The following is a 17,902-nucleotide window of genomic DNA, read 5'->3' on the forward strand; positions in this document are numbered from 1 at the left end:
AAGTAATCTGCCTATTTTTAGCATTGTATTATCTAACTACCAACTCATGAAACTAATCCTAACCTGCCTGGCTTCCCTGCTATTGGTATTTACAATTTCAGCTCAAGTGACTCTTAGAGGAACGGTGACTGATCAGAACAATGCGGGAGTAGCCGGAGCGATCGTGCAGGTGGAAGGCACGAACAACTCCACCACCACCGACATCAATGGAAACTTCTCAATACAACTCACAGATGGCTATGAAACGCTGGTAATTAACGGAGAAGGACTGCAAACTCAAAAAATTTACCTAACCGGCCAAACTTCGATTTCTATAAAAATGAAATCGGGCGGAAGCAATGGAAACATGGTCAACATGGGTATCGGCTCCCAAAGCAAAGACAAGTTGACCAGCAGCGTTTCCAGCGTATCTGCTGAAGATGTGAGCCCAGCACCTTTGATTAACCTGGAGCAGGCCAATCAGGGGGTGACTGCCGGGTTGTTTGTGCAAAATTCAAGCGGTAAGCTGGGGCAGGGTACGACTGTCAGAATTAGGGGGGGGTCTTCTCTATCAGCTTCCAATCAGCCACTTTATGTAGTAGATGGAGTGCCACTTACTTCTGGAAATCAATCCAATATCAACCCGAGCAATATTGCATCCATTGAAATACTGAAGGATGCTGCTGCCACCGCCATTTATGGTACACGAGCAGCCAATGGTGTCATCATCATCACGACAAAAAGTGGAAACACCGGCGGCATGCAGGTGAATGTGGATTATCAGTTTGCAGTAAGCCAGACACCCAAAAAATTAGACATCCAATCAGCAGATGAAAATAGGCTTCAAACGTTCGAAGGCATTGTAAGAGGGTATGATTTTGCAGTTAGTGGGTTGCCTGGTGTTTTAGACCCTGAAATCGTAATTGATGATACGACTACACCAATCACAACCACTCCAATCACATATGATTATTTAAGAAGTGCATACAATTCTAATATCTCTTCAGTGGTTTTCTATGATCAGGCCAGTGACCGAACCTTTACATTCAACATTCCGGGATTCTATGATGACCTTACATATAATACCGACTGGCAGGAGGAGATTTTCCGCAGTGCTCCATCCCATCGAGCTAATGTAGACGTACAGGGAGGAACAGAACAGCTGGGCTATTTTGCTTCCGTGGGCTATACTACTCAGGAGGGCATTCTTATCGGCAACAAGTTTGATCGACTAAATGGATCCGTATCATTAGACAGTAAACTCTCAGATAAACTCTCAGCCAATCTAAACATCAACTACATCCATACGAAGGACGATCGCTTAAATGAAGATCAGGATTTAGGCGCACCACTCCAAGCCATTGTGCTCCCTCCATCAGACAGCTATGATCCTGCAAACAATTACCGTTTGCTCGTGAGAAGCCTGGAATACAATCCATTAACAGAAATTCATTTTGCTGACAATCAAGCTACCAACAGCAGTATCATTGGAAGTTTGGGGCTGAAATACGATTTCTCAGAGAAATTCTCCATTGATGTAAATGGAGGTGTTGACAAAGGGAATGTTCAAGTAGAAAGAAGACAAGGACCAGAGACGCTGGATGGAGCACCAACAGGCCGATCACAGCTGAGTGAGCAGATTACCAACAATTACGTGCTGAATGGCTGGGCCACTTACAATCCAGAGATGAACGGAAGCAACAAATTATCTGTGATACTGGGCGGTTCTTATCAAAAATCTACAACCACCTACGACTTCCGTCAGGCCAATGTGAATAGCATAGCCACATTAGAAGCACTTGCTGAAACCGACCCGTCCTTGTTCAATGAGCCTATACAAGGTGACGCAAATGTGTTTCTATCCTCTTACGCCCGAGTAAGCTATTCAATCAATAAACTTTACGACTTTCAGGTAACTGCCCGAATGGATGGAAGTTCTAAATTTAGTGAGGATAATCGCTTCGGCTACTTCCCTGCGGTTTCTGCAGGATGGAACATGCACAATGCAGACTTTTTCAGTTCCAATTCAGTAAGTCAACTAAGACTAAGAGCCAGCTATGGATTAGTAGGCAATGCCCCAACAGACGATTTCCTGTATCGAAGAAATTACATCCGTACCCGTTACAATGATGAAGACGCAGTGGAATTGGCAAACCTCTCAAATGAAAAGTTAAAATGGGAAACAACCTCACAGCTAAATGTTGGTGTTGATTTCGGCTTCATGAGCAATCGCATCAGCGGGTCTGTTGACTACTACATTAAAACCACAACAGACCTGCTATTCCCTATTCCTGTTTCTCAAACCTCTGGTTTTGCGACCATATTTGATAACATCGGCACAATGGAAAACAAAGGGTTCGAAATCAACCTGAGCTCTGTCAACGTATCCACCCCTGATTTTTCATGGACTACCGATTTTAATATCTCATCAAACAAAAACACGATTACCGATCTAAATGGTGAGCAGGCAATTGTTGGAGTCAATGCCTTTCTTGAAGGTGAGTCTGCTGGAGTTTTCTACATGCGCAATTACGTAGGAGTGGATCCGGCAACAGGAAATGCCCTGTATGATGATGGCAATGGTGGTACTACCGACAACTGGGAAGAAGCACCACGGCAGATTATGGGCGACCCAAATCCTGATTTTTTTGGAGGATTAACAAATGCCGTGACCTATAAAAACTGGACGCTATCAGCCATGTTCCAATTTGTGGGAGGTGCCGATCTTTATTTTGCAACCGGAGAGTATCTGGCAAACAGTGGTATTTTAAACCTGGGTCAGCTCTCACGAGAAAGCAACCGATGGTATGAGCCGGGTGATGAAGCACTATACCCGGGCTTGAATCCTTTTCAGGATGAACCTAACCCTTCGAGTAGATGGCTGGAAGATGGCAGCTACGTTCGATTAAAGAATATCACAATTACCTATAATTTCCCAGCCGACAAACTATCGGGAATGGGATTGAGAAATCTCAGTGTTTACGTGGGAGCGACCAACCTCCTCACCTTCACTGATTATGTAGGGTACGACCCGGATGTCAGCTATTTTGATCCTCTTGATGGAATCATTGGTCAAAATATCAGTCGCGGCATTGACAACTTCACTGCACCGCAACCTCGAATCTTTATGTCTGGCATCAAAATCGGATTTTAATCATGAAAGCATCTAAGACAACAAACACTACCATGAAGCAAGCAATCGCTTTCTTAATTCTGACTGTTACACTTTTCTCCTGCAATGACCTGCTGGATATTGACGCAGAAAACTCCTTGAGTGGGGATGTGCTGACCGATCAGGCATCCATAGAAAAAGCATTAAATGGAGCCTATTATAATCTCTTTGGCATGAATGATGGGGCTGATGGTGGAGAATTACTGGGTGGGGATTTCAAACTCATCGCCACATTATTGACCCGTCAAGTAAATCTGGAAGTATCATGGGATGAAACCAACGCTCCCGGCTATGAAGATTTTGTGCGCAAAAGCATTTTGAAAACCAACATACGGGTGGAAGCTAACTGGCGAAGAGGGTATGAGACCATCAACATCGTAAATGATATTCTCGCAAATCTGGACAATGTAAGTGATGCCAACGCAAGAGCGAGAATTGAAGGAGAGGCTTTAGCCATTCGGGGCATACTATATTTTGAAATGGTGAGATTGTGGGGGCCACAATATGATGGTACAGCAAACGATCCCGCCATCCCATTGATTACCGAACCAATTACTTCCGTAGATGATATTGGTACCCCTGTCAAGGCAACTGTGAGTGCTGTCTACACACAGGTTGAAGCTGACTTGGCTGCTGCCTCTGCTGCATTGCAACCTCTAGGCACCAACAACAACCGCATTTCATACTATGCATGTCAGGCATATCTCGCCAAAGTGGCCATGCAAAAAAACAGCTACACTGAAGCAGAAGGATTTTTAAACAATGTGATTGGAGGGCCTTTTACACTGGAGGATCGCCCGTTTGAAGCTTTTGCCAATGCTTCTAACAGTAGCGGAGACATTTTAGGTGTTCAGCAAACCGCATCGAGCAATACTGGCGTAAACACCACGGGTTTATCCGCATTCTTCTCGTCATTTAATGATTTTGGAAGTACGTTCAGAATTCAACCTACTTCATTGAATTCAACATTCTTGGCTAACAACCCAAGGTTTAGTGATGCAGATCACCGTGCAAATATTGATTCAGTTTCTAATTCCGCAGACGAAGTAGACAGCCTTTACTATCTGGATAAGGTGAATACGAACTCCATTAGCTCATCAAAGTATCTACGCAGCACAGATGTTATTCCGTTAATTCGACTGGCGGAAATGTATCTGGATAGGGCGGAATCAATTTTTGAACAGGATCCATTTACGATTGATCCTGCTGCTTTGAGTGATTTGAATGAAATCAGAACCCGAGCTGGGCTAAGTGAGCTCTTTGTAGCTGATTTTGCGGGTGATGCTGATCGTTTTTATGACAGCATCATTGTAGAAAGAAACCGGGAACTTCTATACGAGGGGGTGATTTTTCATGACCTAAAAAGACAGGCGGCCAATGGACTTTCCGTTAGAATCACCAATTCAAATCTTGATCCTCTGGACGATCGGTTCATTCTTCCCATCCCACAATCTGAATGTGACGCAAGTCCGGGACTGTGTGACTAAAATATTAATTGATTTAAAGGCCTCAAATGAGGCCTTTTTTTATCCCTGCTTTTTCATCCAGTATCTGACCAAGCCCGCCACACTCATCCATGAGGGGTTAGCTGCTTCGTACTGCTTAATGCCAGTGCCTGAAACACCACGATCTTCAAGTTGTTGAGCGGTGTATTTCATAAAGAGAGGCGTGATTTCATCGTTGCTAAGCCCTTCTTCCCATTTCTGCTTGATCCACATGCTCCAGTCGTTGAGAATCTCTTTCAGCTCGGTCATGTGAATATTGGGGTTCATCTCTTCTCCAAAATGGGTTAGCACTAATCGGTTTGGATTCTTAGAAAGTACCAGGTCAATGGAGTGCAACCAGTCTTCTAAATTGATATCCGGTGGTGGGCATGGTGGGACCACAGGCCCTCCATCAATCTTAACTCCAGCAACATCACCGGTGAAGATGGTGTCTTTCCAATGCCAGGCAATGTGATGTTTGGCATGGCCTGGAGTATGCAAGGCTCGAAAGCTTTGTCCCCCAATTTCCACAACCTCCTCATGTTCCACAACCTTGAGTTTGTTCCTGGCTATTTTATCCATCTTCCCCCACAGTATATCCATTTGATCTCCGTATATCATGGTCGCAGAAGCTACCAGCTTTGTAGGATCATGCATGTGTTCTGCCCCGAATGGGTGGAGATAGATATTCGCCCCCTTTTCAGCAAATGCCCACGCAGCTCCCGCGTGATCAAAATGAATGTGCGAAAGGAATACATGCTTTACATCTGCCACCTTATATCCATGACTTGCCAATCCTTTTTCCAAACTAGGGAATGTAGAATAGGGGCCGGACTCGATGAGCACCGGACCGTCTTCGGTTTCAATTAAGAATGCCGCGATGGCATGATCGTAATTTTGGAAATGAAGGTCGAGGGTATGGTACATATTTTATTTCTTTGAATAGAGAATTTCAGAACTGCCCTTGACTGGGTTGTTTGGTGCGAAAGTTCTCATCCGTTTATATTTTCTTAATAAAAAAGGCCCCTGGCCTCCAGGTAAAGTTACAAAAATGAGTGAGTCAAAATACTTTCAGGATCACATGCCAGAAAATGTCTGCTTTGGATGTGGGCACAACCATGAAGGATTACAAATCAAGAGCTACTGGGAAGGTGATGAGTCTGTGTGCAAGTGGGAGTCGGAAGAAAAATATCACGGGTGGAGTCAGCTGATGAATGGTGGGATTATGGCTACTCTCATAGACTGTCATTGTATGGGCACAGCCATGGCGGATGCTTACAAGCGTGAAGGAAGATCGCTTGATACTGATCCAGAGTACCGATACGCAACAGGCACACTCACTGTGAAATATCTCAAACCAACACCTAATACGGCTGTCGAGCTTCGAGCACGGGTGGTAGAAGTAAAGGGCAGAAAGACGGTGTTGAAATGCGACTTTCTGTCGGCAAATGGTGAAAAAACCGCGGAGGCCGATGTGGTTGCCATCCGCGTGTTTGATAGCAGCGAGGGAAAAGAAACCGTTTTTAAAAGCTAGGATAGCTACTCGAAAACAAGGATAATTTTCGTGGTGCTTTCTTCATCATAATTCAGTGCTTCAGAAAAAGTGATAGTCACTCCATCCATTTCTACCTGATTTTGAAAATCCTCCTCCGCATTCGTTTCCAGGTCACCGAAACCAAGAATAGTAGCTTCTCCATTGATCTTCAATGAGACAACTAACCTTCCAAGCCACACACAGTTGACGTCCGGTAGGCATAGCGAGTTTTCTTCAATTCCAACAAATTCCACGCTCCATTCTTTCCCGTCTATTTCTTTTGACCTTGATTGCTCGTATTGAACAAGGATCTCATTATCTCCAACAGATATTCCGGTATCGTCCTTACATCCCATAAAGACGAGACCAACTAAAAGTACTCTTAAGAAGCTCATTGCAATTAATTTGTTCTCAATAGTTCAAATCCTATGCCATATCGCACGATATTTATACTTTAACAAGACATATGCATCCGGAATTATTTTCAATAGGTGACTTTACGATCCACACGTATGGCTTCATGATCATGATTGGAGCGACCTTGGGTTTCTTTTACATGACGCACGTAGCAAAAAGAGATCTGGGTATTGAGCGGGATCAAATTCAAAATCTGGCGATCATGGTGATTGTCGCAGCATTCGTCGGTGGCAAGCTTTTCTTCTACCTGGAGGATCCCGAATTTTATTTCAGCTCGTGGGAAAACATGCAGCGAAACTTCCGAACTGGATTTGTTTTTTATGGCTCGTTGATCTTTGCCGTCCCACTCATTGTTTGGTATTTCAAAAAAGAAAAATGGCCGCTTTGGCCTTTAATGGATCGGTTAGCAATCACAACTTGCATCATCCACGGATTGGGAAGGATCGGATGTTTCTTTGCCGGTTGCTGCCACGGAGTTCCGACAGATATGCCCTGGGGAGTAACATTCACTGATCCCGTATCTCAGGCTGAGCCACTGAATACCGCACTCCACCCTACGCAACTATACTCTGCAGGTCTGATTTTCGGTATTATGATTTTGTTGCTGATGCTCAGACGACACAAGCGATTTGAAGGACAGTTGTTCTTTATCTACATCATCCTGTATGCTTTAGGACGAGGTATCATAGAAATTTTCAGAGGAGACGAAGAGCGTGGCTACATCATCGAGGGCGTCCTTTCCCATTCACAGTTTATCAGTTTGATTGTGATTGCTGTAACTGTATGGGCATATTTGAGATTTAAAAAGAAGGCTAGGTTCAAGAAGTCTTAATTCGCAGCTGTAACGCCTCTGGCAACACTTTAATTTCAAACGGAGGCTGACCCATTCGCTCGCCATCCATGTGTGCGAATAGTTGATTATTTGACTCAATACGAATGGACTTGGCCTTGTGGAAGTGAACCTCCTTCAATAATCCATGAGTCCCCCCTGACAGCTTGTGAATATTTAAGAACCTCCTCAGCCCGGACACTTTCCCGATCTCACAAATCTCCAACAGTCCATCATTGATCTTTGCTTCAGGCATTAATTTGAAACCTCCTCCAAAAGTGGTCCCATTCCCCACGGTCAACAAAATCAAATCTTTCTCAAAATTTGAGTCGTCTATCTGATATTTAAATGATCGTTCCCGATAACCTCCTAAAATTCGAAGCACATGATAATAATAGGAAGCATGGCCTTTCAAAAATGGCACTCGCTTGGAGGCCATATCCTCCACAATCTGTCCATCAAACCCAATGCCCACACCGTTGACAAACTTGCGATCATTGCACTGACCCAGATCTATACGTTTTATTTCACCCTTGATTGACGTTTCTATTTGTTCATCCAAAGTCTTTCCTATCGAGACATTTTTGATGAAATCATCACCTGTTCCGGCAGGCAGGATGGCGACTGGTATGTCATAGCTTAGTCCGTTTACAGCCTCGTTGATTGTGCCATCTCCACCGATAATTATAAGATCTGTAAAGGTCTCATTAAGAAACTCATCAACTGTTGCTGTGGCACTCTTACTCTCGTTCGTATCAAACACCTGATACTCAATCGTATCTGCGCTCAATCGTGCGGTAAGGTGTTTACATATTTTCTGAGCCTTTCCTCCTGCAAAGGGATTCCAGATGATAAAGATTTTCCGTGCCATTAAAACGGCAGCTTGGTAAGGTCCACATTTCCACCGGTGAGGATCACCCCGACCCGCTTGTCTTTAAACGTCTTAGGATTCTTCAATATGGCGGCAAAAGGCACGGCACAAGAAGGTTCAATGACGATTTTCATACGCTCCCATATCAGCTTCATAGCATCAACTATCTCTTTTTCAGAAACGGTAAACACTTCTTTTACATGCTCCTTCAAAATGTCAAAATTCTTTTGGCCAATAGTGGTCTTTAGCCCATCGGCAATAGTATCAGAGTTCTTATTTGGTACAATCTTACCTGCTTTTAAAGACTGATAGCAATCATCCACCATCTCCGGCTCTCCGATGTAAACTTCCATATTTGGATCCAGGTAGTGAGCAATCAATGAGGTGCCAGCAGCCAGTCCACCACCACCAACAGGAGCGATGATGCAATCCAGATCATCTACCTCCTCAATCAGCTCTTTCCCTGCCGTTGCTTGGCCTGCTATGATGTTATAGTTGTCAAAAGGGTGGATCAAAATAGCTCCTGTTCGGTCTACCACATCCTGGCACGTTTGCGAACGTGACTGATCGTTTGGCTCACACAGGATAACCTCAGCGTCGTATCCCTTCACAGCCTCTATTTTCACTTTCGAAGCATTTTTAGGCATCACCACATAGGCCTTTGATCCTGCAAGTTTTGCGGCGAGAGCTACCGCCTGACCATGATTCCCTGAAGAGTGACAGGCAAAACCATTTACCCTGTCTTCCGGACGATAGCTAAAGATGGCATTTGCGGCTCCTCGCATCTTGAAGGCTCCAACTTTCTGAAAGTTTTCACACTTGAAAAATATGTGGCATCCTGCTATCTCATCGATATTCTTGGAGGTCATCACTGGAGTCTCAATGATGTACTGCGAGATGCGCTGGTGTGCTCGCTTGATGTCAGAAAAGGAAGGTGGAGATGTGAGCATGCCCTAAAATTAATGTGCCTGAAGCCAGTTTTCACCTATACCCATCCCAATTTCCATTGGCACCTCCAGTGGGTAGGCATTCTTCATAAATTCTTCCACTTTACCAACCAAAAGTTCCTTTTCTTCCTTGTGCATGTCAAATACCAATTCATCATGCACCTGCATGATCATTTTGGACTTCAGGTTTTCCTCTTGCATCCACTTGTGCGTGTTGATCATGGCAATTTTTATGATATCCGCAGCACTGCCCTGAATCGGTGCATTGATGGCATTGCGCTCATCAAATCCTCGCATGGTGAAGTTCCTGGAGTTGATGTTTCTCAGGTATCTTCTGCGTCCAAGAATCGTCTCCACGTATTCATCCTTTTTCGCCTTTTCGATCGTTTCATCCATGTATTTCTTCACATTAGGAAACTCCTTGAAATACGAATCGATGATCTCTTGTGCTTCCCCTCGGGCTATATTCAGGTTTTGCGAAAGCCCGTAGGCAGAAATGCCATAAATGATCCCGAAGTTGACCTCTTTGGCCTTCCTACGCATGTTTGGCTCCACATTATCCACATCAACACCAAACACTTTTGCGGCAGTGGTTGCATGGATATCTCGGCCTTCTTTAAACGCATTCATCATGCTCTCATCCTTACTGAAAGCTGCCATAATTCTCAGCTCTATTTGCGAGTAGTCAGCCGCCATAATCAGGTGATCATTGTCTCTGGGCACAAATGCCTTTCTGATCTCACGCCCTTTTTCTGTCCTTATGGGGATGTTTTGGAGGTTCGGATTATTGGAGCTGAGACGGCCGGTAGAGGCAACCGTTTGCCTATAATCCGTATGGATGCGATCGCTCGCCGGGCTGATTAGTTTAGGCAGAGCATCCACATAGGTAGACTTCAGTTTTTGGTATTCTCTGAACTCTAAAATCTTTGCTGCAATAGCATGCTCGTCTGCCAGCTTGGAAAGAATATCCTCGCCGGTTGCATATTGTCCGGTCTTCGTTTTCTTCGGCTTTTCCACCAGTTTGAGTTGCTCAAAAAGAATCTCCCCTAGCTGCTTAGGAGACCCAATGTTGAACTCAACCCCTGCAATATCAAAAATCTCCTGCTGTGTGCGTCGGCTTTCATCATCCAGTTCTTTAGACATTTTTTCCAAAGCATCGGTATCCACTTTCACCCCTTCATATTCCATATCCGCAAGCACAAAAGACAAAGGCTCTTCTACCTCATGGAGCAATTTTTGAAGCTTGCGTTCATCAATATCTTTAGCCAGAAGATCCTTCAGTTGGAGGGTAATATCGGCATCCTCGCAAGCGTAATCTTTAACCTTTTCCTTATCTACCTGATCAATGGTTTTTTGATTCTTCCCCTTTGGTCCAACCAGGCTTTCAAATGAGATTGTTTTATAATTAAGGAATTTATCCGCCAGCCAGTCCATGCTGTTGTTGGAGTCCGAATCCAGAAGAAAGTGCGCCAACATCGTGTCGAAAATCGGACCCTTAACATGAACGCCATAATTTCTCATCACCTGAATGTCGTACTTCAGGTTTTGGCCAATCTTTTGAATTTTATCGTTCTCCAGAACTTCCTTGAAGGCAGTCGCCACCTCGTCAGCATTATCAAAACAAGGCACATACCACGCCTCCCCTTTCTCAATGGCAAATGCAATCCCTACCAGCTTCGCTTCTCTAGTTTCCAGGCTGGTGGTCTCTGTATCGAAACAGAAGGAGGGCACCCTCATCAATTTTTTTACCAGATCATTGATAGCATCTTTCCCCTCTACCAGGTGATAGGAATGTTTGGTGGTGCTGATCGACTCTTTGTCATCTGAGACAGCCGGGGCATCACCTCCACCATCGAATAAACCAAGCTGTTGGGTTTCTCCTTTTTTAATCTCATTTTCTTCCTGAAAGACTCTTCGTGCAATTGTTTTGAATTCCAACTCATCAAAAATTGGCTTAAGAATTTCTGGATTTGGATCTCCGTATTTCAGGGCCTCTTCATCAAAGTCAATGGGTGAATCGATCTTGATAGTAGCCAATTCCTTTGACATAATGCCTTGCTGTCCATGCTCCTGCACGCGCTTTTGCAGAGCTCCTTTCAACTCATCCACATGCTCTACTATTCCTTCCACAGATCCATATTCCTTGAGGAGCTTGGATGCTGTTTTATCCCCGATTCCCGGAATACCCGGAATATTATCAACAGAATCTCCCTTTAAACCAAGCACGTCCCGCACCTGATCTACTTTGTCAATATCAAACTTTTCCAGTACCTCAGGAATACCCATGATGTCTACTCCATTACCCATTCTTCGAGGTTTGAATAAGGATATGTTTTCATCCACCAACTGCGCAAAATCCTTATCTGGAGTCATCATGTAGACCTTAAAACCTTGTGCTCCGGCCTTCTTAGCAATGGTGCCAATCAAGTCATCTGCTTCATAGCCATCCTTCATAAGGATTGGGATGTTGAATCCCTCCACGATCTTAAGACAATAGGGAATGGCCACCTTGATTTCCTCTGGCTGCTCCTGACGAGTGGCTTTGTATTCTTTGTATTCCTCGTGTCTGAAAGTTGGGGCATGGGTATCAAATGCTACCCCAATGTGAGAAGGTTTTTCCTTGGTAATGATCTCCAGCAGCGAGTTGGTGAAACCAAGGATAGCACCGGTATTGATGCCATTGGTCGTGAGTCTTGGATTCTGACTCATGGCAAAGTGAGCACGGTAAATTAATGCGAAAGCATCGAGCAGGAAGAGTTTCTTTTCGGACATGAGGTAAAGGTAATTTACCAATGGGAAGAATTGGTCGTTTGAAGAATTCAATCACTAAAGACACCCAGTTATTGATTATTTTTAAATGTGATCCTAAATAGTAATGAAAAAGATCTTAGCAACATTAAGCCAAAAATGGGCAGAGTACTTCCTTGAAATTCTGGTCATAACTATTGGAATTCTTGGAGCATTCTTACTCAACCATTGGAATCAAAACAGGATAGCTGCAAACACTCAAAGACTCACCATTGAGCGATTGATTGATGATATAAAAAGTGATACAGCCAGATTTGCTTACCTGGATTATCGACTGGAAGAACGTGTAAAAAAATGCGATTCAGTGTTTGCGCTATTCAATGACCTTGACAATATCGACAAACGTCTTTCCATGATTTCCGTCCACCTGATCAATTTCTTTTTAGTAGAAGCAAATTTTACTACATATGATGAAATGCTGAATACCGGAAGACTGTATTCGATGAATGAAAAAGAACTCCGATCAGAAATTATCAGCTACTATCGAAATGTGAAAAAATGGAGCACGTACATTGAGCGAGACAATCAACAGCTCAGGACTAAAATGATTGGACCAGAATACAATGATTATTGGGTGATCCAGAGAAAGATTTGGGAAAGTGCTGAAGTTGACACCAAAAAGTATGCATGGCTATTGAAGTCTAATTCGGATCAGATTCGAGATATAGAGTCGTTGGTACTCTCATCAAGAGTCTTATTTGATATGAATAGAGGAAGAATTGCCAACTTAAGACGTCATGCAGAGTATCTACTTGAAAAGTTGGAGACAAGTGATTAAAGTTCTCAAATCCTATTTATAGACTAAATTGATTTAGGTTATAACCTAATCACACCATGCAAAAATTTAAGAACCTACACCTTTGGATGATAATCCCTCTATTATTAATCCAATTAGGAATTTTTCGTTTCTATTGGCCGAAATTCACCACAACTCCCTGGGAATTTCATATTCATTTTTGGCTTGTTACCGCCTGGCTCATCCTGATGATCTTCCAGCCCTACTTAATCACCATTAAGAAAGTAGAGCAGCATCGAATGATTGGAATGCTCGGCTTGATAATCGCGGGTGGAATCATTTTCACAAGTATTTCTTTGCTCGATGTTCCTTTGAAAAGAATTGCCAATGGAGCGCCCGGCCCTCCGCCTCCTTTCTTTTATGGCACATTGGTCATAGAATTTTTTCTTGCATGGCTTTATGCGTTTTCTGTTGTTCAGGCCATTCGTTTTAGAAAAAATCTTAATGAACATGCATGGTGGATGATCTGCAGTGTCTTTTTCCTTATGATGCCCGCGATTGGAAGAGGGATGATTATTTTCTGGCGCAATATTCTTCCTCCAGAAAAACTAAATCCAATGCTAATAAGCATTAGTGCGGAAATAATCTTTATCCCTGTCGTCCTGATTTATGCTATCCGATTTGGTAAAGTCAAGCATCTGGCAACAATCCTTGTTCTTCTTACGGTAATACTAAGAATGCTCAGAGTCCCTATCGGCTCGTCAGAGATTGTGCAGGGCATTTTAGAAACAATGATAAAATGGAATTGATCAAAATTTAATTCCTCTTACCATCTCTTTCTTTCCCATGGCACCCTGAAGGGTTTCAACCTCAAATCCTGCCTCGGCCAGATTACGTTTGAATTGTCCCTGAGCACAATAGGTGGTAAGAACCCCTCCTTTTTCAAGTAATGAATAGCATTTCTTTAAGTTCTCTAACGACCACACTTCTGGTTGCTTACTAGGGGCAAAGGCGTCAAAGTAAATGAGATTGAAAAACGTAGGAGTTGAAAAATCTTCAAGTTTTAAGGTTGATTTGTGTAGCTCGAAATTTTGTGAAATCTCAACATCTTTTTCCCATTCAGCCTCATGGATTTTCATCAGAAGAATTTTCTCCTCATCGGATTTATGAAAATTTAGATTCGTATAAATTTCTTCTCCAATTGGGTACGGCTCTAAGGAAGTAAAATGAATTTTTTGGTTTTGCTCTTCGGCAAATTGTGCGGTAAGAAATGCATTCAAGCCTGTTCCTAATCCAATCTCCAATATCTTGACTTCTTCTTTTTGATTATGATTCAGCCAATACTCGAGTCCCTCCTTTATGAAGACATGCATGGATTCCCCTCTTGCTCCTCTGGTCGAGTGGTAGGTCTCGTTCAGCTCTTCATCGTAGAGGCTGTGAGAGCCGTCTTCGGTGGTTATGATTTTGATTGACATTGGTATGGGGGTCATCTTGAGCCTGTCGAAAGATAGACACCCTTCGAGAGCCTCAGGGTGACATTTAATCTTTATAAATCAACACCGTAGCATGTGCCGCCACACCCTCTTCCTTTCCCACAAAACCTAGTTTCTCGGTTGTTGTGGCTTTAATGGAGATATCATCCTCATCAACGCCCATCACTTCCGCTAACACCTTCTTCATCACAGGAATGTGTGGGTTAAGCTTGGGCATTTCCAGACAAACTGTTGAGTCTATGTTTCCAACTTTATATCCTTTCTCCCCAATGATCCTAACAACCTCTTTGAGCAGAATCTTACTGTCTATCCCCTTGTATTTGGGGTCTTTGTCCGAGAAGTGAAACCCTATATCACGCATGTTTGCTGCACCGAGAAGCGCGTCACAAATCACGTGGATCAATACATCTGCGTCGGAGTGGCCGTAAGCTCCGTGTGTATGAGGTACTTTAATACCCCCGATCCAGAAATCAACGCCCTCAGCAAGGGCGTGAACATCGTATCCGTAACCGACGCGAATGTTGGGTTTCATTGTTACTTTTCTTGTAAAAGTAATCACCCCTATAGTCCCCTCAAGGGGACACATGAATTATTCTGATTTTTTGCGAGCTCTCACCTTCCTTACTAACCAAACAACACCAAGCCCAAGCAAACCAAATGGCCAAAGTGCTAATAGGTAAACCAGAAAGGTCTGAAACCCCTGCCAACCAGCGGAAAGGGAATTGATCACACGAGTACCAAATCCCGGTCGTTGTTCCTGATCCAATTCATATGGAATTAACTCATAAAAAGAAATATCCAGTGTGCTGTAGTTGACCTGATGGTTGAGCAATTTGAATTGTCCTTGCAATGATTCGATCTCCGACCGAACCTGATTTAGATTTCGCTCCACTTCCAGAATGTCACTGATTTTATTGGCTTGCTTCAATATCTCCTGGTATCGCTCCTCAAGTTTCTTTTTGTTTTCAATCCGAGACTGTAAATCGTAATATTGATTGGTGACATCATCTGTATTTACCCATCTGTTGTCAAGCTTTTTGCCTTCTGTTACAGCTTTAATGAGTGCATCGAAATTCTGTGGTGGGACTTTGATGCTCACATTGTAATTGATCCGATCGTATCCTTTGTTTTCATTTTCAGAGCTGATATATGCCTCATATTGATTGAGCAAGCTCGACAGTCTTTGATACTCCTCTTTGGTGCTTTCTACACGATAGGAAAGTCCACCGGTTTTGATGACTTTCTTTTGAATCTCTGATTGATCCTGTTCAGAGTTAGAAACTTTTCTGTAAGACCCAGCATCAGCCTCTTCAACGGCTGGTTGCATTGCCATCGGAACTTCCATATCAGCATAAGTAGATTGGAATCCATCATTGCCACCGCAGGCGGCCATTAAGAAAATAATGAGAATAGTGAGTGTTTTCATCTCCGTTAATTTGAAGATGAAGCTAACAAGAATCCTACCAATATTTTTTGATCACTTCTAAAAGATTTGAGTGAACTCCGCCTCCAGCAACTATTTCTCTTCCAAAAATATAATCATCTCCTCCTCGAAAATCGGTAACAGTTCCACCCGCTTCCTGCACTAGAATCACACCACCCGCGATATCATAGGAATTCAGGTTGTATTCGAAATAGCCCCCGTACCTGCCACATGCCACATAGGCCATATCCGCGGCGGCACTTCCCATTCTCCTTAGTCCTTGCGTAGACTCCATTAATTGATGAAGGACTTTTAGATATTCATCCAATCGCTCAAATTCATAATAGGGAAAACCGGTAGCCAACACAGTATCCGAAAAAGATTGGGCTTGAGAAACACGAATAGGCTGCTTGTTCATGAAGGCTCCACCATCTTTCCATCCATAAAAACATTCGTCATTAGCTACTTCATAAACCACCCCAGCAACAATTTTCTCTTCATGCATTAAGCCTATACTCACACAATAATTGGGAATGCCGTGTACGAAATTGGTGGTGCCATCCAGTGGGTCGATGATCCAGGTAAATTCTTTCTGACCCTGAGCTGTTGTTTCTTCTTCTGTTATAAATCCCGCTTCGGGTAGAATCTTTTCAAGTCCCGAAATGATCTTCTTTTCGGATTCTGTATCTACATAGGAAACCAGATCGCTTTCACCTTTGAACTCCACCTCATCATATGAAAAGCGCTTTCGTTCCTGCCTGATAAAGCCTCCGGTCTCTAAGGCAATGGAAGCTACTTTTTCTGTGATGTTTTCAAGATTCATTTAACTCCTTCTAAAACAATGACGAATTCTCCTTTGATGGATTTGGTGCTGAAATAGGTAAGCACTTCCTCAATTTGGCCTGTCACCGTCTCTTCAAACTTCTTTGTTAACTCTCTGGAAACTGAAACGTTTCGATCCCCCAAAATATCTTTGAATTGTTGCAATGTTTTTAATAACCGGTGTGGTGATTCATAATAGATAGCCGTTCGCGTTTCATCTTTCATAGCCTCTATTCGAGTCTGCCGCCCTTTTTTGTGAGGTAAGAAACCTTCAAACACAAAGCGCTCACAGGGAAATCCTGATTTGATAAGAGCAGGTACAAAGGCTGTCGCCCCAGGAAGAGAGTCTACAGGAATTTCATTGGCCAATGCCTCTCTAACTAAAAGAAATCCGGGATCTGAAATACCGGGCGTCCCAGCATCAGAAATCTGAGCGATGGACATACCCTCTTTCAGTTTTGCAATTGCTTCTTCTACTTTCTTATGTTCATTGTGCGCATGAAAGCTTTGTGCTGGAGTTCCTATTTCGTAGTGTTTTAGTAAAAAACCAGACGTACGTGTGTCTTCAGCTAAAATTAAATCTACGTTCTTCAATACTTCCACCGCTCGGTAGGTCATGTCATCCAGATTGCCGATGGGCGTAGGTACAAGGTATAGTTTTCCGGGCTCGATGGTCATAAGGCTAATTTAGAGATTTAACCACAGAGGACACAGAGAATGATCACAGGGTATATAAGACGAGTTTTTAGCGTCATTTCGAACGAAGTGAGAAATCTTTACTCCTTGCTATTAACCTAAAAGATTTCTCGTCGCTAGCGCTTCCCTCGAAATGACATTCTAAACCAGTGAATCAATTGCTTCAGCTAGTTTATGATCTTTATCCGTCACCACATCCCCGGCATCATGCGTATTGAGCTCAAAGCTGACTGTATTGTAGACATTACTCCAATTCGGATGGTGATTCATCTTTTCTGCGATGATTGCCACCTGGCTCATGAAACCAAACGCTTCTACAAAGTCTTTGAATTTGAATGTCTTTTTCAGCTTATTATCTTCTTCTTTCCAACTCATAATCTTTGATTTTTAAAGTGCAATGATTCCTTCAATCTTATTGGCTTGCTTATACACCTCCACCACTTCCTGACTAGTGTTCATCTTCTTATTCAAAGTGATGCTCACATATTTATTGCCTGAACTTGGCTTTAATTTAATGTCAGCATCTGGTAGCAATGCTTCCACGCTTGCCTGATGCTCTGGCTTCACGATGAACTTAAAGGTGTAGTTATCAGGAAACTCATGCGTTCCTTCCAGTTTTTCAACAAAGGCTTTTTCGTCCCAGCTCATACATTTCAATTTAAATGGAATCCTGTAGTATAAAAAAAGCCAT

Annotated in this window: 18 protein-coding genes; 6 read left to right on the forward strand and 12 right to left on the reverse strand. The window is 43.1% G+C overall.

What is annotated here, in order from left to right; translation table 11 throughout:
* Positions 1–46 precede the first annotated feature (46 nt).
* The gene (locus ACEQZT_RS05820) at positions 47–3,133 is read left to right on the forward strand and encodes a SusC/RagA family TonB-linked outer membrane protein (protein ID WP_370088165.1); all 3,087 of its coding nucleotides are present in this window, start codon (positions 47–49) and stop codon (positions 3,131–3,133) included.
* Between the two features lie 2 nt (positions 3,134–3,135).
* Entirely contained in the window at positions 3,136–4,638 is a 1,503-nt protein-coding gene (locus ACEQZT_RS05825; protein WP_370088167.1) for a RagB/SusD family nutrient uptake outer membrane protein, read from the forward strand.
* Between the two features lie 39 nt (positions 4,639–4,677).
* On the opposite strand, the gene ACEQZT_RS05830 is transcribed toward ACEQZT_RS05825, so the two are convergent.
* On the reverse strand, positions 4,678–5,562 hold the full coding sequence (locus tag ACEQZT_RS05830; RefSeq protein ID WP_370088169.1) for an MBL fold metallo-hydrolase: 885 nt from the start codon (positions 5,560–5,562) through the stop codon (positions 4,678–4,680).
* Between the two features lie 124 nt (positions 5,563–5,686).
* Here ACEQZT_RS05830 and ACEQZT_RS05835 point away from each other — a divergent pair, with 124 nt between their 5' ends.
* Entirely contained in the window at positions 5,687–6,169 is a 483-nt protein-coding gene (locus ACEQZT_RS05835; protein WP_370088171.1) for a PaaI family thioesterase, read from the forward strand.
* Between the two features lie 5 nt (positions 6,170–6,174).
* Here the strand turns inward: ACEQZT_RS05835 and ACEQZT_RS05840 are convergent, their stop codons facing one another.
* Positions 6,175–6,564 carry a hypothetical protein gene (locus ACEQZT_RS05840; RefSeq protein WP_370088173.1) on the reverse strand — a complete coding sequence of 130 codons (390 nt, stop codon included), beginning with the start codon at positions 6,562–6,564 and terminating at the stop codon, positions 6,175–6,177.
* A 71-nt stretch (positions 6,565–6,635) separates the two neighbouring features.
* Here ACEQZT_RS05840 and lgt point away from each other — a divergent pair, with 71 nt between their 5' ends.
* Positions 6,636–7,418 (forward strand): prolipoprotein diacylglyceryl transferase, encoded by a 783-nt coding sequence (gene lgt, locus ACEQZT_RS05845; RefSeq protein WP_370088175.1) that lies wholly within the window; start codon positions 6,636–6,638, stop codon positions 7,416–7,418.
* Here the strand turns inward: lgt and ACEQZT_RS05850 are convergent.
* Genes ACEQZT_RS05850 through polA form a run of 3 tightly spaced genes read right to left on the reverse strand, consistent with a single transcriptional unit; the run spans position 7,405 to position 12,005 of the window.
* Entirely contained in the window at positions 7,405–8,286 is an 882-nt protein-coding gene (locus ACEQZT_RS05850; RefSeq protein ID WP_370088177.1) for a diacylglycerol kinase family protein, read from the reverse strand. The two genes, lgt and ACEQZT_RS05850, sit on opposite strands and share 14 nt — an antisense overlap.
* A complete protein-coding gene (locus ACEQZT_RS05855) occupies positions 8,286–9,236 on the reverse strand; it encodes a threonine/serine dehydratase (protein WP_370088179.1) in 951 nt (316 codons plus the stop codon). Before ACEQZT_RS05855 ends, ACEQZT_RS05850 begins: the two co-directional genes overlap by 1 nt.
* A gap of 9 nt (positions 9,237–9,245) precedes the next feature.
* A complete protein-coding gene (gene polA, locus ACEQZT_RS05860; RefSeq protein ID WP_370088181.1) occupies positions 9,246–12,005 on the reverse strand; it encodes a DNA polymerase I in 2,760 nt (919 codons plus the stop codon).
* 103 nt (positions 12,006–12,108) lie between these two features.
* On the opposite strand from polA, the gene ACEQZT_RS05865 reads away from it, so the two are divergent.
* Positions 12,109–12,819 carry a hypothetical protein gene (locus ACEQZT_RS05865; RefSeq protein WP_370088183.1) on the forward strand — a complete coding sequence of 237 codons (711 nt, stop codon included), beginning with the start codon at positions 12,109–12,111 and terminating at the stop codon, positions 12,817–12,819.
* 56 nt (positions 12,820–12,875) lie between these two features.
* Positions 12,876–13,586, forward strand: coding sequence for a hypothetical protein (locus ACEQZT_RS05870; RefSeq protein WP_370088185.1), 711 nt, complete (start codon positions 12,876–12,878; stop codon positions 13,584–13,586).
* On the opposite strand, the gene mnmD is transcribed toward ACEQZT_RS05870, so the two are convergent.
* From mnmD to ACEQZT_RS05905, 7 genes are all read right to left on the reverse strand, one after another.
* Positions 13,587–14,252 (reverse strand): tRNA (5-methylaminomethyl-2-thiouridine)(34)-methyltransferase MnmD, encoded by a 666-nt coding sequence (gene mnmD / locus ACEQZT_RS05875; RefSeq protein ID WP_370088187.1) that lies wholly within the window; start codon positions 14,250–14,252, stop codon positions 13,587–13,589. It abuts the gene before it with no gap.
* A gap of 64 nt (positions 14,253–14,316) precedes the next feature.
* Positions 14,317–14,802, reverse strand: a complete 486-nt coding sequence (gene ispF, locus ACEQZT_RS05880) for a 2-C-methyl-D-erythritol 2,4-cyclodiphosphate synthase (protein ID WP_370089535.1) — start codon at positions 14,800–14,802, stop codon at positions 14,317–14,319.
* 57 nt (positions 14,803–14,859) lie between these two features.
* Entirely contained in the window at positions 14,860–15,696 is an 837-nt protein-coding gene (locus ACEQZT_RS05885) for a DUF4349 domain-containing protein (RefSeq protein WP_370088189.1), read from the reverse strand.
* 34 nt (positions 15,697–15,730) lie between these two features.
* Positions 15,731–16,516 carry an inositol monophosphatase gene (locus ACEQZT_RS05890; protein ID WP_370088191.1) on the reverse strand — a complete coding sequence of 262 codons (786 nt, stop codon included), beginning with the start codon at positions 16,514–16,516 and terminating at the stop codon, positions 15,731–15,733.
* Complete coding sequence (gene rsmI / locus ACEQZT_RS05895; RefSeq protein ID WP_370088193.1) at positions 16,513–17,193, reverse strand: 16S rRNA (cytidine(1402)-2'-O)-methyltransferase; 681 nt, start codon at positions 17,191–17,193, stop codon at positions 16,513–16,515. The genes ACEQZT_RS05890 and rsmI overlap by 4 nt, the downstream gene beginning before the upstream one ends.
* A gap of 159 nt (positions 17,194–17,352) precedes the next feature.
* On the reverse strand, positions 17,353–17,586 hold the full coding sequence (locus ACEQZT_RS05900; protein WP_370088195.1) for a 4a-hydroxytetrahydrobiopterin dehydratase: 234 nt from the start codon (positions 17,584–17,586) through the stop codon (positions 17,353–17,355).
* 12 nt (positions 17,587–17,598) lie between these two features.
* On the reverse strand, positions 17,599–17,859 hold the full coding sequence (locus tag ACEQZT_RS05905; protein ID WP_370088197.1) for a DUF493 family protein: 261 nt from the start codon (positions 17,857–17,859) through the stop codon (positions 17,599–17,601).
* Positions 17,860–17,902: the final 43 nt, after the last annotated feature.

Origin of the sequence: Ekhidna sp., assembly GCF_964218185.1 — a bacterium.
GTDB lineage: Bacteria > Bacteroidota > Bacteroidia > Cytophagales > Cyclobacteriaceae > Ekhidna.